The sequence below is a fragment of the Dankookia sp. P2 genome (genome assembly GCF_050632255.1).
In the GTDB taxonomy this organism is placed as follows: domain Bacteria; phylum Pseudomonadota; class Alphaproteobacteria; order Acetobacterales; family Acetobacteraceae; genus Paracraurococcus.
Genome location: NZ_CP192581.1, coordinates 1,990,035 through 2,009,981 on the forward strand (window position 1 = coordinate 1,990,035; position 19,947 = coordinate 2,009,981).

A 19,947-nucleotide genomic window follows, 5' to 3' on the forward strand; every position below is an offset into this window, starting at 1 on the left:
GCACCTCCTTCACGAAGGCGATGCCGGCGGCGACCGTCTTCCGCGTGCCGCCCATCTCCTGGATGTCCATGTTACGCAGCCGCCCGGACAGCCGCTGCTCGTCCAGCAGGCCGCCGATCTGATTGACCTCGCAGCCGAGGCCGATGGCGATGACATGGGAGAAATTGGCGTGCCGGGCGAAGCCGCCCAGCGTCCGCCGCAGCAGCGTCAGCGGCTCGCCCTGGGTCATGCCGCAGCCGGTCTTGTGGGTCAGCGCCACCACGCCATCCACGTTCGGCCAGGCCGCCAGCGGGTCCTCCCCGGTCAGCGGGTTGCGGCGGAAGGCCATGGCGATCAGCTCGGCCACATGCGCCGAGCAGTTCACGCTGGTGATGATGCCGATGTAGTTGCGGGTGGCGACGCGGCCATCGGCGCGGATGATGCCCTGGAAAGTGGCAGGGGTGGCGACCGTCTCGGTCGGGCGCGCATCCTGGCCGAAGGCATAGTCGCGGGAGAAGTCGCCCATGCCGAGATTGTGGGTGTGCACCCAGGCGCCAGGGGCGATGGCATCGGTGGCGAAGCCGATGATCTGGCCGTAGCGCCGCACCGGCTCGCCCTTCGCATGCGCCTTGACCGCGATCTTGTGCCCGGCCGGGATGCGGGCGGCCGGTGGAGACGCCCCCACCGGCGTGCCCGGCGGCAGCACCTGGCGGGCGATGACCACCCCATCCTCCGGGTTCAGGCGGATGACGGGCGGCTGGGTCATGGCGTCCATGGTGGATCTCCCTTTCGGGGCGGCACCTTAGCCGTTGGGGAAAAATCGCCATCGGCGAGCGCCGGGTCGGCAGCCAGGCGGCTCGGCAGCAGCTCGCCCCGGCGTTCCAGCAGCGGATGGGCCACCACGGCGATATGCCCGCCGACCCGGCGCAGGTCGCGCGCACCGCGTCCAGCAGCAGGCCGGCAGCACTGCCCTCGCCCGCCGCCAGCCGGCGCGCCGCCTCGCGCTCGGCGACCCGCAGCCCTTCCTTGCCGCGGACCAGGGCGCGGGCGGCCTCGGCGTCTTCCAGCATGAAGACGGCAATCGCCAGGCGGAGCTGCTCCTGCAGGGTGCCGTGCAGCTCGGCGATCTCCTGCAGCCCGGCCTCCTCCAGCGGGGCGCCGCGGCGCAGCCGCTTGCCGGCATGGCGCAGCAGGTCGCGCTCCATCACGTCGGCGGCGTGCTCGAGGTGCGATGGCGAAGGCCTGCACCTCCTCCAGCCGGCGGATCTCCTCCTCGCCCAGCGCGTCGCGCGGGATTTGCGAGAGGTAGTCGTGCACCGCGCGGTGCAGCCGGTCCACCTCGTCGTCCAGCCGGCCGGCGGCGCGGGCGGCGTCGCGGTCGGCCGTGCCGAAGGCCTCGGCCGAGGCCTTCAGCATCGCCTCCACCCGGTCGGCGATGCGCAGCACCTCGCGCGCCGCATTGGCCAGCGCGACGGAGGGCGTGCGCAGCGCCGCCTCGTCCAGGTAGCGCGGCGCGGCCGGATCGGCCGCGGTGCGGTCCGGCAGCAGCCGCACCAGCAGCCGCGCCAGGCCGGGCAGCAAAGGCAGCGCCAGCAGGCCGGTGAAAAGGTTGAAGGCCAGGTGCGCATTGGCGACGAAGCGCGCCGGCGCCGCATCCAGCGCCTGCAGCCAGAACACCGCCTGCGGCAGCAGCGCCAGGCCGATCGCCGCCCCCAGCACCCGGTTGATCAGGTTGCCCATCGGCACCCGCAGCCGCGCCGTGTCCTCGCGGTCGCCGCCGGCTTCCAGCAGCGGATTCAGCGCGCTGCCGAGATTGGCGCCGAGCACCATGGCGAAGGCCGCGCCGGGCGTCGCCACGCCGCTGCCGGCCAGGGACGCCACGAAGAGCACGCCGGCGACGCTGGAATGCGCCGCCCAGGCGATGGCGGCGGCCAGCAGCAGCAGGTTGGGCAGCGGCTGGTCGGCCAGGGCAGTGAGGAGCGCACGGAGCGTGGGCGAGGTCTCGACCGGCGCCATGCTGGCGACCATCAGATGCAGCGCCAGCAGCATCAGCCCGAGCCCGATCGAGACCCGCCCGAGATCCCGCGTCCGCGCCCGCCTGCCGCGGCGGAAGGCCAGCACGCCGGCCAGGACCAAGGCGGGGAAGACCGCCGCCACGTCGAAGGAAAGCAGCTGGACGATCAGCGCGGTGCCGAGATTGCCGCCCAGCATGGCCGCCAGCGCCGGCGCCAGCGCCACCGCGCCGGAGGCGGCGAAGGACCCCACCATCAGCGCCGTCGCGGTGCTGGACTGCAGCACCGCGGTCACGCCGAGCCCGGCGGCGAAGGCGCGAAGCTGGCCGCCGAGGGCGACGCCAAGGGCATGCCGCAGCCGGCTGCCGAAGGCCTTCTGCACCCGCTCTGCACCATGTGCAGGCCCCAGAGCAACAGGGCCGCCTCGCCCGCCAGGTCCAGCAGCAGCCGTAGCTCGGTCATCCCCGGTCCGTCACCTCCGCTCGCCGGCGGCGCGGCTCAGGCGCTGCCGGCCACCGTGGTGCGGAACATCAAGCGCGTGTACCGCGTGTGGTCGAACAACGATGCGGTGTGCAGGACGGAGCGGTTGTCCCAGGCCACCAAGTCGCCCGCCCGCCAGCGGTGGCGGTAGAGGTAGCGCTCTTGCGAGGCATGGGCCATCAGCGCCTCGATCAGGGCGCGGCCCTCGGCGGGGTCCATTCCCTCAACATGGCTGATGACCGCGGGGCAGAGGAAGAGCGAGCGCCGCCCGGTCACCGGATGGGTGCGGACCAGCGGCTGCGGCATCGGCGGGAATTTCCGCCGCGCCTCCTCCGACAGCGGCGGCCGGCCCGGCGTGTGGCGGGCATTCCAGGCATACGGCGTCGCCAGGTCGTGCACCGCGGTCAGCCCGTCGATCCGCGCCCTGGTCGCCGCGTCGAGGTCGTCATAGGCCGCCTCAGCGTCGAGGAACCAGGTCTCGCCGCCCTCCGGCGGGCAGATCGCGCCGTAGAACAGGGAAGCCGCGCTCGGCACCGCGCGGAAGCTGCTGTCGGCATGCCATTGCTCGACGCCGGTGGCGAAGTTCGCCTTGATCCCATCGGCCTCGTAATTGCCGACGCAGAAGATCTCCGGATGCCGCGGGTGGATATGGGTCGTGCCGGAATGGAGTTCCAGCGGGCCGAGCCGCCGGCTGAAGAGCGACCTGGGCGCCCGGGTCGTTCGGCACGTCGCGGATCAGCACGACGTGGTGGCGGTGCAGCGCCGCGAGGAAGGCCTCGACATCGGCGGCGGGCGCGTCGCCCTTGATCGCCAGGCCGGTCAGCTCGGCGCCGAAGCTGGCGTCGAGCGGGTGCGTCGCCACGCGGGTGGCGGGGGATAGGGCAGCGCTCATCTCTGGCAGGCTCCTGCGAGGACGACCGTGGACTTCGGCGTGTTGCGGGCATCCTGCCCCGGCCGCCCGCCCAGGGCCACCCCTTCCCCGCCGCGCGTCCTGGCCTATCGCGCCTCGCAGGGGAGACAGACGCCATGCAGCGACGCGACATCCTGAAGGCCGCAGGCCTCGCGGCATTGCCCTTGCCGGCGCTCGGCCAGGGCGCCCGGGCGCGCACGCTGCGCTTCATGCCGCAGGCGGCGCCGGCGGTGCTGGACCCGATCCTCAACCCCACCACCATCGCCACCACGCATGGCTATTGCGTCTTCGACATGCTCTATGGCTGCGATTCGAAGCTGCGGCCGCAGCCGCAGATGGCGGAAGGAGCACACGGTCTCGGCCGATGGCCTGACCTGGACCATCCGGCTGCGGGACGGGCTCCGCTTCCATGACGGCGAGAAGGTGCGGGCCAGCGACTGCATCGCCTCCCCTCCAGCGCTGGGCGGTGCGGGACGGCTTCGGCCAGGTGCTGGCCAAGGCGGTGGCGGAGTGGGGCGCGCCGGAGGACCGGGTACTGGTCATCCGCCTGCACCGCCCCTTCCCCGCCCTGCTGGATGCGCTGGCCAAGCCCGCCGCCAGCCCCGCCTTCATCATGCCGGCGCGAGATCGCGGCGACACCGGCCGACAAGCCGATCGGCGTCGAGGGCATGGTCGGCAGCGGTCCCTGGCGGTTCCTCCCCGGCGAGTTCGTCCAGGGCGCCCGCGCCGCCTATGCGCGGGAATGAGGCCTATGTCCCGCGCGAGGAGCCGGCCAGGAGGCGGCCGCGGGCGGCAAGCGGGTGCATTTCGACCGGCTGGAGATGGTCTGGATCCCGGATGGCGGGACTGCGGCGGCCGCCCTTCAGACCGGCGAGATCGACTGGGTGGAATACCCGCTGCCGGACCTCGTCCCGGTGCTGGCCAAGGACTCGAAGATCACCACGCAGGTCTACGACCCGAACGGCTTCCTCGGCTTCCTCCGCTTCAACCACCTGCACGCGCCGTTCAACGATGTCCGCGTTCGCCGCGCGATCCGCGACGTGATGGTGCAGCCAGACTACATGGCGGCCGTCGCGCTGCCGGGCGACTGGCAGGAATGCCATGCGGTCTTCCCCTGCGGCCTGCCGGGCGTGAAGGAGTTCACCCCCGCGCCGCGTGGCGAGGCGGCGATGGAGCGCGCCCGCGCGGCGCTGCGCGAGGCCGGCTACAAGCGCGAGACGGTGGTGCTGGTGAACCCCAGCGACTTCCCCGCGGTGACCCAGCAGGGCCGCGTGACCGCCGACCTGATGCGGCGGCTCGGCGTCACTATCGAAGCTGGTCGAGAGCGACTGGGCGACCACCATCGCCCGCCGCGCCAACAAGGCGCCGCCGAACCAGGGCGGCTGGAGCCTGCACAACACCAACTTCCCGGCGGCGGCCATCGCCAGCCCCGCGGTCAGCCCGATCATCCGCGGGCATGGCGGAGCGCGCCTGGTTCGGCTGGCCGAGCGACGCGGCCTCCGAGGCCGAGGTCGAGGCCTGGATCAACGCCGCCGACAGCGCGGCCCAGGCGCGCGCGATGGCGGCGCTGCAGGATGCGGCCTGGGAGAGCGTGCCCTTCGCCCCGACCGGCCTGTTCCGCCTGCGCACGGCCTTCCGGCGCGACCTGACCGGCGTGCTGCAGGGGCCGAACCCCTTCCTGTGGAACCTGAAGCGGGGGTAGTCCGCCGGCGGCACGCCGCCCGGCGCCCGCCTGTCCGCGCGGGATGCCGGAGCATCCCCCACCGCGGCTCAGCAGGGGTTGGGCAGCAGCGCCAACTCCTGCAGCGCCCCGTTCACGCTGAACTCGCCGAAATCCATCGTCATCTCGTCGGCGACGCCGTTCTCGTAGTAGCGCAGCCCGACCTCGTAGTCCGGGGCGCTGGCGCCGCCATTGGCGCCGCTGTCCTTGCGGTCGAAGAAGGCCACCCGCATCCGCGCGCTGCCGAGCTTCGCCAGGTCGGGGAACCTGCCGCCCGCCGCCGGCGGCTGCCAGGCGGAGATCACCGTGGTGGTGTCCTGCGCGCCCTCGGCGCTGGTCCCGTCGAAGAGCGGCACCACCATCATCCGGGTCCCGGCCTTGGCCGCGGCCAGGCTGCGGATGGTATGCAGCATCGGCAGCAGGGTGCCGCGCGGCAGGTCCTCCTGCTTCGCCTCCGGCTCGGTGTAGGTCACCGTGCCGCCGGCCTCGGTCACCTCGGCATCGCCGGCGATCCGCTGCGACACCGCGCCCTGGCTGGTCTGGGTCAGGCTGGAAGCGGATCTTCTTGCCGTCCTTGGTCTCGAAGGTCGAGTAGTCCGAGGTGGTCTCGACATCCTGGCCGTCGCGGTCGGTCAGCCGCAGCTGGAAGCGCTGCCGCGTCGCCCAGCCGTCGCAGCTGTCGATCACCTCGTACAGCATCGCCCCGTCGGCCCGGGCGATGTCCGAGATTGTCCCGCACCTTGTCGAGGGTCAGGCGGTAGGCGGCACGGTGGCCGACCATCGCCTCCGCCCCCGGCTCGGCCGCCGCGGCGGGCAGCGCGACAGACGCGCCGAGCGCGACCAGGGCGGCAATGAGGGGGCGGCGCAGCGGCATGGCGCGGGTCCTTGGGTGCATCGGCAGCAATTAGGGCGTCTTGGCCGGCGACGCATCCTTCGCGGCGGGCTTTTCGGCCGATGGCTTGGCCGGCGGCAGCACTGTGCGGATATGCAGCTCCCGCGTCCGAGCCTCCTCCACCACGGACGGGGAACCCATCATCAGCTCCTCGCCCTGCTGGTTCATGGGGAAGAGGTTGACCTCGCGCAGGTTCGGCTCCTCGGCCAGCAGCATGACGATGCGGTCGATGCCGGCAGCCATGCCGCCGTGCGGCGGGGCGCCGTAGCGGAAGGCGTTCAGCATGCCGCCGAAACGGTCCTCCACGGCCTGCGGCGGGTAGCCGGCGATGCCGAAGGCCTTCACCATGATCTCCGCCTTGTGGTTGCGGATCGCGCCGGAGGCCATCTCGTAGCCGTTGCAGACCACGTCGTACTGGTAGGCCCCGATGGTCAGCGGGTCCTGTCCCTCCAGCGCCGCCATCTCGCCCTGCGGCATCGAGAACGGGTTGTGGCTGAAGTCGACCTGGCCGGTCTCCTCGTTCAGCTCGTAGAAGGGGAAGTCGGTGATCCAGCAGAAGCGGAAGCCTTCCTTCGCGCTCAGGCCGAGATCGGTGCCGAGCTTGAGGCGCGCCTGGCCGGCGAGCTTGGCGGCATCCGCCGCCTTGCCCGCGGCGAAGAAGACCGCATCGCCCGGGCCGACGCCGCAGGCGGCGCGGATCGCCTCGGCCCGGTCGGCCTCGAGGTTGCGGGCGATCGGGCCCTTCGGCCCCTCGGCGTCGAAGGTGATGTAGCCGAGCCCGCCGGCGCCCTGCTCGCGCGCCCATTCGTTCATCTTGTCGAAGAAGGAGCGCGGGTTGGCCCCCGCCCCCGGCGCCGGGATGGCGCGGACCACGCCGCCCGAGGCGGCGATCTTCGAGAACAGCCCGAAGCCGCTGCCGGCAAACTGCTCGGTCACGTCGCGGATCACCAGCGGGTTGCGCAGGTCGGGCTTGTCCGAGCCGTAGTCGAGCATCGCCTTCGCATAGGGGATGCGGATCCAGGGCCCGGCATCGACGTGGCGGCCCTCGGCGAAACGCTCGAAGGTGCCGCGGATGACCGGCTCCATGGTGGTGAAGACGTCCTCCTGCGTGACGAAGCTCATCTCGACGTCGAGCTGGTAGAACATCAGCGTGCGGTCGGCGCGGCCGGCCTCGTCGCGGAAGCAGGGGGCGATCTGGAAGTAGCGGTCGAAGCCCGCCACCATGGTCAGCTGCTTGTATTGCTGCGGCGCTTGCGGCAGGGCGTAGAACTTGCCGGGATGCAGCCGGGCCGGCACCAGGAAGTCGCGCGCGCCCTCGGGGCTGCTGACCGTCAGGATCGGCGTCTGGAACTCGTTGAAGCCGGTGGCGATCATCCGCTCCCGGATGTCCTGGATGATCTGGGCGCGTAGGATCATGTTGCGCTGCAGGCGCTCCCGCCGCAGGTCGAGGAAGCGGTAGCGCAGCCGCATCTCCTCCGGCGCCTCCTGCTCCCCCGCCACCTGGAATGGCAGCACCTCGGCGGCGGATTGCAGGACCAGCTCGCGCACCCGCAGCTCGACCTCGCCGGTCGGCAGCTTGGCATTCACCGTTCCAGCCTCGCGGTTCACCACCTCCCCGGTCACGGTGATCACGCTCTCGGCGCGCAGCTTGTCGGCCGCCTCGAAGACCGGGGACCCTTGTGCCACCACGCATTGGGTCAGGCCGTAATGGTCGCGCAGGTCGAGGAAGAGCAGCCCGCCATGGTCCCGCTTGCGATGCACCCAGCCGGAGAGCCGCACGGTGCTGCCGGCGTCGGAGGCGCGGAGGGCGCCGCAGGTATGGGTGCGGTAGGCGTGCATGGGGCGGGGACCTGGGATTGCTGAAGTGGCGGGTTTGAGGCGCCGGGGGTGCGTCCTGTCAACCCCGCAGCCGTTCCGCCGATAATGCCGGCGGCCTGGATGGCTATCCTGATGGCCATCTCACCGGAAGTGGGCCGCTCGGTCTTCGGCCACGCCGCCCGATCCTGCATCATGCCGATGCCTGGGTCGCCGCGCAGGCCACCACCGTGGATGCCGATCCCGCCGACCACCGCGTCGCCGCCAGCCATGTCCACCGCATTGAGCTCGGCCTGCAGGCGCCGGGTGCGCCGCACCTCGCCACCTGCGCCCGGCTCGGCCTGCCGCTGCTGACCTTTGACCAGCGCCGCCGCGGTAGCGCTGGGGCTGGCGCTGATTCCTGGCGGGACGGGCGCCTGACCGGCCTCCTGTCGCCCCCGGCTTTCCGACTTCCTCCCCCGGCAGTAGAAGCATCGGCATGAGCCGCCGCACGCCTGCCGATGCCAGCCTCCCCGCCCTCGTCACGACCTCCGCCGAGTTGGCGGCCCTGTGCGAGCGCCTGAGCGCGGAGGACTTCGTTACCGTCGACACCGAATTCATGCGGGAGCGGACCTATTGGCCCGAGCTCTGCGTGGTCCAGCTGGGCGGGACGCACGAAACGGCGGTGGTCGATGCCCAGGCGGAAGGCCTCGACCTCGCCCCGCTCGGCGTGCTGCTCGCCAATACCAAGGTCACCAAGGTCTTCCACGCCGCCCGCCAGGACGTGGAGATCTTCCTGCTGAAATACGGCGCCGTCCCGACCCCGCTCTTCGACACCCAGGTCCGCCGCCATGGTCGCCGGCTTCGGCGACCAGGTGAGCTACGATGGCCTCGCCCGGGCGCTGGCCAATGCGCAGATCGACAAGGCGCACCGCTTCTCCGACTGGTCGGCGCGTCCCCTCTCGGCCTCGCAGATCGCCTATGCGGCGGCCGACGTCACCCACCTGCGGAAGATCTACACCGCGCTGACCGCGCGCCTCGCCAAGGAAGGCCGGCTCGACTGGGTGGCCGAGGAGATGGCCGTGCTGAACGAGCCCGGCACCTACCGGACCGAGCCGGAGAATGCCTGGGAACGCCTGAAGCCCCGCACCACCAACCGCCGCTTTCTCGGCATGCTGCAGGCCATCGCCGCCTGGCGAGGAGCGCGAGGCGCAGCGGATCAACATCCCCGCCAGCGCCTGGTGAAGGACGAGACCCTGCTGGAGCTGGCCGCCACCGCGCCGGAGACCCCGGCCGACCTGGCCCGGGCGCGCGGCATCTCGGAGGGCTTCGCCAAGGGCCGCAGCGGCGCCGGGCTGCTGGCCGCGGTCAAGGAAGCCAAGGCGCTGCCCGACAGTGCCCTGCCGGAGCCGCCGAAGGACCGCGGCGGCCCTCTCCCTCCCCGGCGCTGGTCGCGCTGCTGAAGGTGCTGCTGGCGACCAAGTCCGAGGAGCACAACGTGGCGCCGAAGCTGCTGGCCAGCTCCGACGACCTGGAACGCCTGGCGACCGAGGCGCATCCCGACCTGCCGGCCCTGCATGGCTGGCGGCGGGAGGTCTTCGGCGAGGCGGCGCTGGCGCTGAAATCCGGCCGGCTGGCGCTCGGCGTCGATGGCCGGCGGATCAAGCTGATCCCGGCCGGCTAGCCCGCCCGTGAAGGAGACCTACGCCGCCTCCTTCTACGAATCGCATGCCGAAGCCTCGCTGCGCTCGGCCCGCCAGGTGCTCGGCCGGGTCTTCGGCCTGCTCGGCATCCCGGCCGGCGTGGTCGATCTCGGCTGCGGCACCGGCGCCTGGCTGCGCGCGGCGCAGGAACACGGCGCCACCGCCATCCTCGGCGTCGATGGCGACTGGGTGCCGCGCGAGCAGCTGCTGATCCCCGGCGACCGCTTCCTCGCCGCCGACCTCGCCGCCCCCGACCGCGCCGCGATCGCCGCCCGGCTGCCGCTGCCGGCGGGGCTGGCGATGAGCCTCGAGGTCGCCGAGCACCTGCATCCGCACCAGGCGCCCGGCCTGGTCGGGCTGCTGGCGGGGCTTGCGGATGCCGTGCTGTTCTCCGCCGCCATCCCGCATCAGGGCGGCGAGCACCATGTGAACGAGCAATGGCCGGACTACTGGGCCGGGCTCTTCGCGGCCGAGGGCTTCCGCTGCTTCGACCTTCTGCGCCCGGCGCTCTGGCTGCAACCGGAGGTCGACTGGTGGTACGCGCAGAACCTGCTGCTCTTCGCCCGCGTCGGCAGCGCGGCGGAGGCGGCGCTGCTGCACCATGGCGCGCCGGGCAGCCCGATGCGGCTGGTCCACCCGCAGCCATGGTCGGGCCTGGCCGGCCAGCCAGCCCGGCCGGCCGACCCCATGCCGCTGGGCCTGCCCTTCGCCCAGGACGCGGTGCCGGCGCCGGGAGGCCCGCTTGCCCTGCCCGGCGGCGGCACGGTGACCGTGACCAATCCCAACCCCTGGACCCATGCCAAGGCGTCGGGGATGCAGCTGCATCCGAACTCGCCCTGGGAGCCGGCGCTGCGCCTGGTCTATGCCGGCCTGCCACCCTTGCGGACCGGCCGGCGGCTGTTCCAGGCGACCCTGATGACCGCGCCCGCGGCGCCCCGCTGGTGCTGCGGATCGGCCTGGTGACCGAAGCGGGGCATGTGCTCGACACTCCGCTGGTGGAGATCCCGCCCGGCACCCACCGCCTCCTCCGCCGCGCCTTCTGGCCGCATGCCGGGACCGGCGGGCTGCTGCTGGAATTGGTGGTCGCCCCGGGCCAGCCGAACAACTACGACGGCGCCCTCTTCGTCGAGGCGCCCTGGCTTGAGTAGCGCCTCGCCGCGCCGCGGCCTGTTCGACATGCCTTGGCTGCTGATGATGGCGACGGCGCTGTTCTGGGCCGGCAACGCCATCCTCGGCCGGGCCGTGGCCGGGCAGGTGCCGCCGATCGGGCTGGCCTTCTGGCGCTGGGTGGTGGGGGCCGCGATCATCCTGCCCTTCGCCTGGCCGCACCTGCGGTACGACATCCGGCCGATGCTGCGCGCCTGGAAGCCGATGCTGGCGCTCTCGGCCTGCGGCATCGCCGTCTTCAACAGCACGCTCTACATCGCGGCGCAGAGCACGACCGCGCTCAACATCGTCATGCTGCAATCGACCATGCCGGTGCTGATCGTCGCCGCCTCCTTCCTGCTGTTCCGGGAACGGGTCACCGGACGGCAGGCGCTCGGCATCGCGGTCTCGCTGGCCGGGGCGGTGACGCTGGTGAGCCGCGGCGACCCCCTGGTGCTGGCGCGGCTCGACCTCAACCGCGGCGACGTCTGGATGCTGGCGGGCATCGTCAGCTACGCGGTCTACACCGCCATGCTGCGGCGCCGGCCGGCGGTGCACGGGCTGAGCTTCGTCGCCGCCACCTTCCTGGTCGGCGCGGCGATGCTGCTGCCCTTCCATTTGGCGGAGACGTTGTCGGGCCGGCCCAATGCCGCTGACGCCGGTGGCGGCGGGGGCGGTCCTCTATGTCGCGCTCTTCGCCTCGGTGCTGGCCTATCTCTGCTACAACCGGGCGGTGGCGCTGCTCGGGGCCAATCTCGCCGGCCTCGCCGTGCACCTGGTGCCGGTCTTCGGCACGCTGCTGGCGATGCTGCTGCTGGGCGAGGTGCCGCGAGCCTTCCACGCGGCCGGCATCGTGCTGATCGGCGGCGGCATCTGGCTGGCGCAGCGGCGCGCCAGGGCCTGAAGCAGCAGTTCAGCCGCCGGCCACCTGCACCACCGCTTCCAGCCCGAGCGTTGCGCCCAGCGCCTCGACCCGGCGCAGCACGCTGTCGCCGGCGAAGACGCCGGTGCCCTCGGCCAGCTGCAGAACCAGCCGGCTGCCGTCCCGCCGCAGCGTGGTGCCCGCCAGCAGCACCGGGGTGCCGCCGCACAGGGTGTAGGCCAGCCGCAGCGCCGCCCCCAGCGCCTCCGCCCGGCGGATGGTCGGCACGTCCAGCAGCACCCGGGTCGGCGCCAGGTAGGGCGCGTTCGGCTCGGCCTCGTAGCGCAGCGCCGCGACCAGCGCGAGGAAGGCGCGGGCATGGTGGTCGAGGCCGACGCCATGCTGCCGCAGCACCCGCAGGAAGGCCTGCTCGGCGCGGTATTCCGGATGGTCGTGGCTGCCGATGTCGGAGACCCAGCAGGCGGCCTCCCGCAGCGCCCGCTGGATGGAATCCTGGTCGGCGAAGACCGGGTCGGTCCAGGCCAGCAGCGCCGGCGGCAGGCCGGGGTCGCGGCCCCAGCGCCAGGCGAGCTCGCGCGCGGCCGCCAGCAGCGGCTCCTCCCGCCGGACCTCGGCGGCAGCAGCCGGGCATACCAGCCCTCCCGCAACCCGTTGGCGGAGAAGACCACGCGGCCGGCCCCGGTCGCCCGCAGCAACCGCCGCAGCGCGACCGCGGCGAAGGGCAGGTCGCCCAGCCGCTTCTGCGGCGCCCCGGCCATGCGCTCCAGCGTGCGGCGGGAGGCCGCCATGATGACGCCGGCGAGGTCGCGCGCCTCCTCGCGCCGCAGCACGTAGTGGTGGACGATGGTCAGCGGGTAGCCGGTCTGGGCGATGTGCATCCGCGCCATGGCGCGCCAGGCGCCGCCTACGAGGTAGAGGTCGCGGCCGGCGCCCTCGGCCAGCCAGGGGTGCGGCCCAGCTCCTGCTCGGCGATGGCCCGCGCCCGGACCACGTCGCCATTGGCGCGTTCCGCCAGCCGGATCACGCCGAGCGGCAGCGAGGCGGCGCGGGCGGCGCGGCCGGCCTCAAGCCTGACCAGTTCCAAACTCCCGCCGCCGAGGTCGCCGAGGATGCCGTCGGCGCCGGGGAAGCCCAGCAGCACGCCGTCGGCGGAAAGCTCCGCCTCGGTCTCCCCGGCCAGGATGCGGATCGGCACGCCCGGCATCCGCGCCTGCAGCGCGGCGACGAAGTCGGGGCCGTTGGTCGCATCGCGCACCGCCGCGGTCGCCACCACCTCCAGCGGGTCGGCCCGCATGGCGCGGGCGACGGCATGGTAGCGGTCCAGCACCGTCAGGGTCTGCGCGATCGCCTCCTCGTTCAGCCGCCCGGTCGATTGCAGGCCACGGCCGAGGCCGAGCACGGCCTTCTCGTTGAAGATCGCCTGCGGGTTGCGGCCCAGCCCCTCGAAGATGACGAGGCGGACGGAATTCGATCCGAGATCGACGATCCCGCTGCGGCTCGGGCCTTCGGCGGTGTCGAGGCCCGGCCAGGCATGGTGCGGTGTGTCCAAGCGGCTCAGTCCTGTGTCACGCGGTCCTGCCGGCTGCGGCGCGCCGCCGGTGCCGTACGCCGCAACGCGCTGCCCCGGCCCGAGAGCGAGGGGTTGGTCATGAAATATTCATGCGCCGAGACCGGGGCCTCGCCGCGGCCGACCCGCCTCCATTCCCCGCCGGGCTGCAGCTGCCAGCTCTGCGCATTGTCCTTCAGGTTCACCACCATGATCTGGTCGAGGATCTGGGCGTGCACCGTGGGGTTCTCGATCGGCACCAGGCTCTCCACCCGCCAGTCCATGTTGCGCGCCATCCAGTCGGCCGAGGAGATATAGACCCGCGCGCGGCGCGAGGGGAGCCGGTGGCCATTGCCGAAGGCGATGATGCGGGAGTGCTCGAGGAACCGCCCGACGATCGACTTGACCCGGATATGGTCGGACAGGCCGGGCACCCCGGGCCGCAGGCAGCAGATGCCGCGGATCACGCAGTCGATCTTCACCCCGGCCTGGCTGGCGCGGTACAGCGCATCGACCAGCTGCGTATCGACCAGGCTGTTCATCTTGATCCAGATCGCCGCCGGCTTGCCGTCCCGGGCGAAGCGGATCTCCTGCTCGATCAGCCCGAGCAGGGTCGGCCGGGTGGTCAGCGGGGAGAAGGCGAGCAGGTCCATCGCCTCCGGCCGGGCATAGCCGGTCATGTAGTTGAACAGCTTGGAGGCGTCGCGGGTCAGCGCCGGGTCGGCGGTGAAGAAGGACAGGTCGGTGTAGATCCGCGCGGTCACGGGATGGTAGTTGCCGGTGCCGAAATGCGCGTAGGACCGCAGCGCCACGCCTTCCCGACGCACCACCAGCGAAACCTTGGCATGGGTCTTCAGCTCGACGAAGCCGAAGACCACCTGCACGCCGGCGGCTTCCAGCTCGCGCGACAGGGCGATGTTGCGCTCCTCGTCGAAGCGGGCCTTGAGCTCCACCATCGCGGTCACGCTCTTGCCTGCCTCGGCCGCCTCGATCAGCGCCCGGGCGATCGGGCTGTCGCGGCTGGTGCGGTAGAGCGTCTGCTTGATGGCGACCACGTTCGGGTCGCGCGCCGCCTGGCGGAGGAACTGCACCACCACGTCGAAGGATCTGTAGGGGTGGTGGACGACGATGTCCTTGGCGCGGATGGCGGCGAAGCAGTCGCCGCCGAAATCGAGGATGCGTTCCGGGAAGCGCGGCGTGTAGGGCGTGAAGAGCAGGTCCGGCCGGTCATCGACGATCAGGCTGCTTGAGGTCGGCGATGCCGAGCAGCCCGTCCACCACCACCACGCTGTCGGGCGAGGCGTCCATCTCCTCGACCACGAAGTCGACCATGTCGGCAGGCGTCGCGGCGGTGACGGTCAGGTGGATCGGCCGGCCGCGGCGGCGGCGCTTCAGCGCGGTCTCGTAGGACCGCACCAGGTCCTCGGCCTCCTCCTCGAACTCCACGTCGGTGTCGCGGATCAGCCGGAACAGCCCGTGCTCGGCCGGGATGAAGCCGGGGAAGAGCCGGCCGAGCGAGAGGTTGATCGCGTCCTCGAGCAGGACGAAGCGGATCGGCGCGCCGGCCTCGGCGGCCGGCAGGCGGATGAAGCGGTCGATCTGGGAGGGCAGCGGCAGCAGCGCCCGCATGGTGCCGCCATCCTCCTCCCGCACCAGCTTCAGCACCATGCAGAGCGCCAGGTTCTGGATGAAGGGGAAGGGATGCGCCGGGTCCACCGCGAGCGGCGTCAGCACCGGGAAGACCCGGTCCATGAACCAGGCGCCCAGCCAGTCGCGCTCGGCGTCGCTCAGCTCCTCCGCCCGTGCCAGGGCGATGCCGGCCTCGGCCAGCAGGCCGCGCAGCACCCGCCATTCATGCTGCTGCCCCTCGATCAGCGACTGCGCGCGGGCCAGGATGTCGGCCAGCTGCTGCGACGGCGTGCGGCCATCCGGCGAGAGCGTGGCGATGCCGGCGCGTTCCTGGCCGATCAGCCCGGCGACGCGCACCGAATAGAACTCGTCGAGGTTGGAGGCAGAGATCGCGATGAAGCGCAGCCGCTCCAGCAGCGGATGGTGCGGGTTCGCCGCCTCCTCGAGCACCCGCGTGTTGAAGTCGAGCCAGGAGAGCTCCCGGTTGATGAAGCGCCCCGGCTGGTCGAGCGAGATGCCCGGCTCGGCAGCGGCCTCGACGGGATGCTTCATCTCGGCGACGGACATGCGGGCGGCCTCCTGCGCGTTTCCTCTAGCCTAAAGCAGGGTCGGGCCGTCCGGCCAATCGGCTTCCCAGTCCGCCATCGAGATCGTCATCCTCCGCGCCGGCGCCGAAGCCCGGCAGCTCGGCCAGCGCGGCACGGGCAAGGGCCCGGGTCACCCTTCCGCCGGCGGCCAGCGCCGCCCGGTCCAGCCGGGCCGCCGCCTCGGCCATCGCCGCCGCCTCCCGCGGCAGCCGGGCCAGCAGCCAGTCCTGCAGCGCCCGGTCCACCCGCAGCTGGCGCAGCAGGAAGTGCCGCCGCAGCAGCGCCGCCAGCAGCGCGTCGCCGGGCGGGCGGACGCCGACCGCGGTCATGGCGCGGAGCCGGCTGCGCAGGTCGGCCAGCGCCACCGGCCAGCGCGCCGGCGCCTCCCGCCCGGTCAGCAGCACCGCCTGGCCGCGCTCGGCGCAGAGATTCAGCAGGTGCAGCAGCGCCTCCTCCTCCGGCGCGCAATCGGCGTCGTCGAGCACGAGGCCGGCGCCCGGCGCGGGCTCCGGCAGGCCCCGCAGCGCCAGCCCCTCGATCGCCGGCCAGCCGCGCTCGGTCGCCAGGCCGCGCAGCATGTGGGTCTTGCCGGTCGCCGCCGGGCCGAACAGCGCGAGCCTGCCGCCCGGCCAGGAATCCGGCCGGCGCAGCCAGGCGAGTGCCGCGGCGTTGCTCGCATCCTCCAGCAGGTCGCCGAGTTCGAAGCGCGCGGCGATCGGCAACGGCAGGGCGAGCTGCCGGGAGGAGGCGCCGAGCATCAGAGCCCGTGCGCGGCGGGTCGAGGTAGAGCGGGCTTTCCAGGTAGCGGCGCAGCCAGTAGCGGGCGATGACGCCGGCGACCGCGGCGATCGGCACCGCCAGCAGCACGCCGAGGAAGCCGAAGGCGACGCCGCCGGCGAACAGTGCGAAGATCACCCAGACCGCATGCAGCTCCACCCGGTCGCCGAGCAGGCGGGGTAGATGATGTACCCCTCGATCACCTGGCCGGTGACGAAGATCGCCAGCACCACCAGCACCCCGTTCCAGGTGCCGAATTGCGCCAGGGCGAGGCCGAGCGCGGTGATCATCCCGGTGATCGAGCCGATATAGGGGATGAAGGAGAGGATGCCCGACATCAGCCCGACGGTCAGGCCGAGCTCGAGCCCGATCGCCGAGAGCGCCGCGGCGTAGTAGACCGCGAGCAGCGCGCAGCAGAGCAGCTGCCCCCGCAGCCAGGCCGAGAGCAGCCGGTCGGTGTCCCGCGCCAGCTGCCGGAGCGTCGCGGCCGAGCGCCGCGGCAGCCAGGCATCCATCCGCACCAGCATCCGCGGCCAGTCGCGCAGCAGGTAGAAGGCGACCACCGGGGTCACGGTGACGAGCGTGAACACGTTGAACAGCGCGACGCCGCCGCCGATGAGCCGCGCGAGGGACGTGCCGATCCAGGAGATGATCGCCCCCGCCTGGCCGACCGCGAGGTCCTGCAGCCGCTGGTCGAAGACATCCGGCACGCGCTCGGACAGCGCCACCAGCGCGTCCCGCATCGCCTGGCCGACGCCCAGCACGTAGCTCGGCAGCCGCTGCAGCAGCACCGTGATCTGGGCGATCAGCAGCGGGTAGAGCAGCAGCAGCGCCAGCAGTGCCATCGCCACCATGCCGAGCACCAGCAGCAGCGCCGCGAGCGAGCGCGGCACGCCGATCCGGTTCAGCCGGCCCGCCACGGGGTCGAGGAAATAGGCGATCACGCCGGCCAGCACGAAGGGCGTCAGGATCGGCGAGAACAGCCAGAGCCCGAGCAGCAGCGCGCCGCCGACCCCGGCGAAGAGCGCGATGCGCTGCGCCCGGGTGGCGACGCGCGGCGGGGCGGGCGGCCGCGGCGCGGCCGGCGGCGGCTCGGCGCGCGGCTTGGGCGGCGGATCGGCGGCCGGGGCGGTGCCGCCGGCGCGCGGGTCGGCAGCAGCTTCATGGCGTGCCCATCAGGACCCGGCACCCGGAGTCGACCAGGGCCGGCGCAGCGCGGCGGTGACATAGGCCGCGCCGGAGGCGAGGGTCGACAGCGCTACCGCACAGATCATCAGGTCGAGCAGCCCGTCCGCTGCCAGGCGGAAGCCGGCCAGCAGCAGGGCGAGCGCGGCGAGGCCGATCTGCAGCGCGGTGTTCAGCTTCGAGACCAGCAGCGGCTTGATCGCCGGCGGCTGGCCGAGCACCCAGAGCACCAGGATGCCGCCGACGATCACCACGTCGCGGAACACCACCAGGATCGCCAGCCAGTCCGGCAGCACGCCGATGCCCGCCAGCGCCACATAGACCGAGACCAGCAGCGCCTTGTCGGCGACCGGGTCGAGGATGGCGCCGAGCGCGCTGCGGGCGTTCCGGACCCGCGCCAGCCAGCCATCGATTCCGTCCGAGATGCCGGCGCCGACGAAGACCAGGAAGGCGGTGTCCAGCCGATGCTGCAGGATCAGCCAGATGGTCGCCGGCACGGCGCAGAGCCGGGCGAGCGTGATCAGGTTGGGCAGGGTGAGCAGCACGGCGGGCGGGGCGGCGCCGGGGCTGGCCATTGGCCCATCGGCCCGTGGTCCCTCGCCCCCCGGCGGCGGGTCAGCCGCCCCCGGCAAGGCCCAGGCGCCAGGATCTCGCCCGGCCGCGGCCCGACCGCGGGCGCGAGCTGGATGCCGAGCCCGGCGAGGTCGCCAGCCACGACCTCGGTCGGCGCCCGCAGGCCGAGCCGGAGCCGGGCCGCATCCACCGCGATGGCCTGGATGTCGACCGAGGCCACCTGCCCCGCTCCCTTCAGCCGCCGCACCAGATCGAGCCATTCCGCCATGGAGCGATAGGTGGCGACGACCTCCACCCAATTCGAGGCCGGGCCGCCGGGGGCCGGCGCGGCCACGCTGCCCGCCGCCGGCGGGGCCAGGCCGGGCACCCGGCCGCCGAGCTGGCCGCGCACCCGGCCGGGATTGAAGTTCACCGTGATCCGCCCGCTGTAGCGGGTGGGGGAGGTGCGCTCCTCCTCGATCACGATGGAGCTGACCATGTCGTCGATCTGCTGGTCGGAGAGGTTCGGCCCGCTGGCCCCGGCCTCGGCCAGCAGCTTGGCCCAGGCGGCGCGGCGGCCGGCGGCGAGCGCCTTCTCCTTCGCCAGCACGCCGTTCTCGGCGCTGGCCTCGGCGGGCACGCCGCGCTGGGTGGTGTTGAGGGTGACCGCCGGGGGCTCGGTGACCGCCGCGGCGGCGGGCTGGTCGGCCAGCGGCGGCGGGACCTGGGCCTGCACGGCGGCGGGGGCGAGCGCGACGCCCAGGCCCAAGGTCAGCGCCAGCCTGGCACCCCTGCTGCTTGCCGGCATCGGCCCCTCCTCATCCCGGGTGGCCCCGGCGGTTGTGCTGCCCGCGCCAGGTGCCGGCCAGGGCCGGGACTCTGCCACGAGGATCGTACCGGACGGTTAGCAGGAAGCGGCGGGTTTGGGCAGATCCCATCCCGGCGAATCGGCCGGAATGGCATCACGGTCTGGACTTGCGGGCGCGGCCCGCGTAGGGCGCGGCGGCCACGGCCGTCTATTGCCCCAACCCACCCCGCCGATCGGAGGCCGCCTTGACCACTCCCCCGGAATCCACCCCCCGGTCGCGGCGCCGGCCAGCCTGACCTACCGCGAGGCGGGAGTGGACATCGATGCCGGCGACGCGCTGGTCGAGGCGATCAAGCCGCTGGCGAAGTCCACCAACCGCCGCGGCACCATGGGCGGCCTCGGCGGCTTCGGCGCGCTGTTCGACCTGGAAGGCGGCGGGCTTCAAGGATCCCGTGCTGGTGTCCTCCACCGACGGCGTCGGCACCAAGCTGCGCGTGGCGATCGATGCCGGCAGCCATGCGACCGTCGGCATCGACCTCGTCGCCATGTGCGTCAACGACCTGGTGGTGCAGGGCGCCGAGCCGCTCTTCTTCCTAGACTACTTCGCCAGCGGGAAGCTGCGGCTGGACCAGGCGCGCGACGTCATCGCCGGCATCGCCGAGGGCTGCCGTCAGGCCGGCTGCGCCCTGGTGGGGGGCGAGACGGCCGAGATGCCGGGCATGTATGCCGCCGAGGACTACGACCTGGCCGGCTTCTCCGTGGGTGCCGCGGAGCGCGAGGCGCTGCTGCCGAAGCCGATCGGCGCCGGCGACGTGCTGCTCGGCCTCGGCTCCTCGGGCGTCCATTCCAACGGCTTCTCGCTGGTGCGGCGGGTGGTGGCGGCGGCGGGACTCACGCTGGCCGACCCGGCGCCCTTCGCGCCTGGGATGACCTTGGGCGCGGCGCTGCTGGCGCCGACGCGGATCTACGTGAAGTCCCTGGTCGCGCTGCACAAGGCGGGGCTGCTGAAGGCCGCGGCGCACATCACCGGCGGCGGCCTGCCGGGCAACCTGCCGCGGGTGCTGCCGGAGGGCGTGACCGCGGCGCTGGACGGCGCCTCCTGGCCCGTCCCGCCGGTCTTCGCCTGGCTGGCCGCGGCCGGGAACGTCGCCGCTGATGAGATGCTGCGGGTCTTCAACTGCGGCATCGGCATGGTCGTCGTGGTCGCCGCGGCGGATGCCGAGGCCGCCATGGCGCAGCTCGCCGCCGCCGGCGAGCAGGTCTTCCGCATCGGCGCGATCGAGGCCGGCCAGGGTCTCGCCGGCCTCCGCATCGACAACCTGGCCGCCAGCTGGCCCCGCTGAC

The 19,947-nt window shown here is 72.9% G+C and carries 13 protein-coding genes and 9 pseudogenes; 10 read left to right on the forward strand and 12 right to left on the reverse strand.

The features are described from left to right. Window positions 1-46: 46 nt before the first annotated feature. The 3 genes and pseudogenes from ACQ86J_RS11810 to ACQ86J_RS11820 form a co-directional block, all read right to left on the reverse strand. Window positions 47-754, reverse strand: a pseudogene (locus ACQ86J_RS11810) (UxaA family hydrolase); the annotation flags it as partial. Then, on the reverse strand, window positions 742-2,373 hold the full coding sequence (locus tag ACQ86J_RS11815; protein WP_431271251.1) for a Na/Pi cotransporter family protein: 1,632 nt from the start codon (window positions 2,371-2,373) through the stop codon (window positions 742-744). The pseudogene ACQ86J_RS11810 and the gene ACQ86J_RS11815, both read right to left, overlap by 13 nt. 116 nt (window positions 2,374-2,489) lie before the next feature. Further along, window positions 2,490-3,146: a TauD/TfdA dioxygenase family protein gene (locus tag ACQ86J_RS11820; protein WP_431272381.1), complete on the reverse strand. Its 657-nt coding sequence runs from the start codon at window positions 3,144-3,146 to the stop codon at window positions 2,490-2,492. Between the two features lie 535 nt (window positions 3,147-3,681). On the opposite strand from ACQ86J_RS11820, the pseudogene ACQ86J_RS11825 reads away from it, so the two are divergent. The 3 genes and pseudogenes from ACQ86J_RS11825 to ACQ86J_RS11835 all read left to right on the forward strand — a co-directional run. Beyond that, a pseudogene (locus ACQ86J_RS11825) lies at window positions 3,682-3,783 on the forward strand (hypothetical protein); the annotation flags it as partial. Between the two features lie 173 nt (window positions 3,784-3,956). Next, window positions 3,957-4,127 carry a hypothetical protein gene (locus ACQ86J_RS11830; protein ID WP_431272823.1) on the forward strand — a complete coding sequence of 57 codons (171 nt, stop codon included), beginning with the start codon at window positions 3,957-3,959 and terminating at the stop codon, window positions 4,125-4,127. Between the two features lie 54 nt (window positions 4,128-4,181). Then, window positions 4,182-5,030: an ABC transporter substrate-binding protein gene (locus ACQ86J_RS11835; protein WP_431271252.1), complete on the forward strand. Its 849-nt coding sequence runs from the start codon at window positions 4,182-4,184 to the stop codon at window positions 5,028-5,030. 121 nt (window positions 5,031-5,151) lie between these two features. Here ACQ86J_RS11835 and ACQ86J_RS11840 read toward each other — a convergent pair whose 3' ends face one another. The 3 genes and pseudogenes from ACQ86J_RS11840 to aspS form a co-directional block, all read right to left on the reverse strand. Further along, a complete protein-coding gene (locus tag ACQ86J_RS11840; RefSeq protein ID WP_431271253.1) occupies window positions 5,152-5,625 on the reverse strand; it encodes an EipB family protein in 474 nt (157 codons plus the stop codon). A gap of 85 nt (window positions 5,626-5,710) precedes the next feature. After that, window positions 5,711-5,800 (reverse strand): annotated as a pseudogene (locus tag ACQ86J_RS11845) (DUF1849 domain-containing protein); the annotation flags it as partial. Window positions 5,801-6,005: 205 nt separating this feature from the next. After that, a complete protein-coding gene (gene aspS / locus ACQ86J_RS11850; RefSeq protein WP_431271254.1) occupies window positions 6,006-7,832 on the reverse strand; it encodes an aspartate--tRNA ligase in 1,827 nt (608 codons plus the stop codon). Window positions 7,833-8,038: 206 nt separating this feature from the next. Here aspS and ACQ86J_RS11855 point away from each other — a divergent pair, with 206 nt between their 5' ends. The 6 genes and pseudogenes from ACQ86J_RS11855 (at window position 8,039) to ACQ86J_RS11880 (ending at window position 11,540) form a co-directional block, all read left to right on the forward strand. Continuing rightward, a complete protein-coding gene (locus tag ACQ86J_RS11855; protein ID WP_431271255.1) occupies window positions 8,039-8,290 on the forward strand; it encodes a hypothetical protein in 252 nt (83 codons plus the stop codon). Next, a pseudogene (rnd, locus tag ACQ86J_RS11860) lies at window positions 8,287-9,471 on the forward strand (ribonuclease D). Before ACQ86J_RS11855 ends, rnd begins: the two are co-directional and overlap by 4 nt. Before the next feature lie 7 nt (window positions 9,472-9,478). Then, window positions 9,479-10,453: a methyltransferase domain-containing protein gene (locus ACQ86J_RS11865; protein ID WP_431271256.1), complete on the forward strand. Its 975-nt coding sequence runs from the start codon at window positions 9,479-9,481 to the stop codon at window positions 10,451-10,453. After that, window positions 10,432-10,638 carry a hypothetical protein gene (locus tag ACQ86J_RS11870; protein WP_431271257.1) on the forward strand — a complete coding sequence of 69 codons (207 nt, stop codon included), beginning with the start codon at window positions 10,432-10,434 and terminating at the stop codon, window positions 10,636-10,638. Before ACQ86J_RS11865 ends, ACQ86J_RS11870 begins: the two co-directional genes overlap by 22 nt. A 46-nt stretch (window positions 10,639-10,684) precedes the next feature. Continuing rightward, window positions 10,685-10,774: pseudogene (locus ACQ86J_RS11875) on the forward strand (hypothetical protein); the annotation flags it as partial. 508 nt (window positions 10,775-11,282) lie between these two features. After that, complete coding sequence (locus tag ACQ86J_RS11880; RefSeq protein WP_431271258.1) at window positions 11,283-11,540, forward strand: EamA family transporter; 258 nt, start codon at window positions 11,283-11,285, stop codon at window positions 11,538-11,540. Between the two features lie 9 nt (window positions 11,541-11,549). Here ACQ86J_RS11880 and ACQ86J_RS11885 read toward each other — a convergent pair. The 6 genes and pseudogenes from ACQ86J_RS11885 to ACQ86J_RS11910 form a co-directional block, all read right to left on the reverse strand. Next, window positions 11,550-13,068 (reverse strand): annotated as a pseudogene (locus ACQ86J_RS11885) (Ppx/GppA family phosphatase). A gap of 5 nt (window positions 13,069-13,073) precedes the next feature. Continuing rightward, window positions 13,074-15,246 (reverse strand): annotated as a pseudogene (locus ACQ86J_RS11890) (RNA degradosome polyphosphate kinase). A gap of 40 nt (window positions 15,247-15,286) precedes the next feature. Next, the gene (locus tag ACQ86J_RS11895) at window positions 15,287-16,039 is read right to left on the reverse strand and encodes a chromosomal replication initiator DnaA (protein ID WP_431272824.1); all 753 of its coding nucleotides are present in this window, start codon (window positions 16,037-16,039) and stop codon (window positions 15,287-15,289) included. Between the two features lie 121 nt (window positions 16,040-16,160). After that, window positions 16,161-17,014: pseudogene (locus ACQ86J_RS11900) on the reverse strand (AI-2E family transporter); the annotation flags it as partial. 219 nt (window positions 17,015-17,233) lie between these two features. After that, window positions 17,234-17,788 carry a CDP-alcohol phosphatidyltransferase family protein gene (locus tag ACQ86J_RS11905; protein WP_431271259.1) on the reverse strand — a complete coding sequence of 185 codons (555 nt, stop codon included), beginning with the start codon at window positions 17,786-17,788 and terminating at the stop codon, window positions 17,234-17,236. Continuing rightward, window positions 17,764-18,603 (reverse strand): hypothetical protein, encoded by an 840-nt coding sequence (locus tag ACQ86J_RS11910; protein ID WP_431271260.1) that lies wholly within the window; start codon window positions 18,601-18,603, stop codon window positions 17,764-17,766. Before ACQ86J_RS11910 ends, ACQ86J_RS11905 begins: the two co-directional genes overlap by 25 nt. A 313-nt stretch (window positions 18,604-18,916) precedes the next feature. Here ACQ86J_RS11910 and purM point away from each other — a divergent pair. Further along, window positions 18,917-19,946 (forward strand): annotated as a pseudogene (purM, locus tag ACQ86J_RS11915) (phosphoribosylformylglycinamidine cyclo-ligase). The last annotated feature ends 1 nt before the right edge of the window (window position 19,947 follow it).

What these genes read in the sequence shown, in the direction of transcription:
- ACQ86J_RS11880 (WP_431271258.1), top strand. Translation starts at nt 11,283, where the DNA reads ATGCCGCTGACGCCGGTGGCGGCGGGGGCGGTCCTCTATGTCGCGCTC.
- ACQ86J_RS11895 (WP_431272824.1), bottom strand. Translation starts at nt 16,039, where the DNA reads ATGCTCGGCGCCTCCTCCCGGCAGCTCGCCCTGCCGTTGCCGATCGCC.
- aspS (WP_431271254.1), bottom strand. Translation starts at nt 7,832, where the DNA reads ATGCACGCCTACCGCACCCATACCTGCGGCGCCCTCCGCGCCTCCGAC.
- ACQ86J_RS11830 (WP_431272823.1), top strand. Translation starts at nt 3,957, where the DNA reads ATGCGCTGGCCAAGCCCGCCGCCAGCCCCGCCTTCATCATGCCGGCGC.
- ACQ86J_RS11910 (WP_431271260.1), bottom strand. Translation starts at nt 18,603, where the DNA reads ATGCCGGCAAGCAGCAGGGGTGCCAGGCTGGCGCTGACCTTGGGCCTG.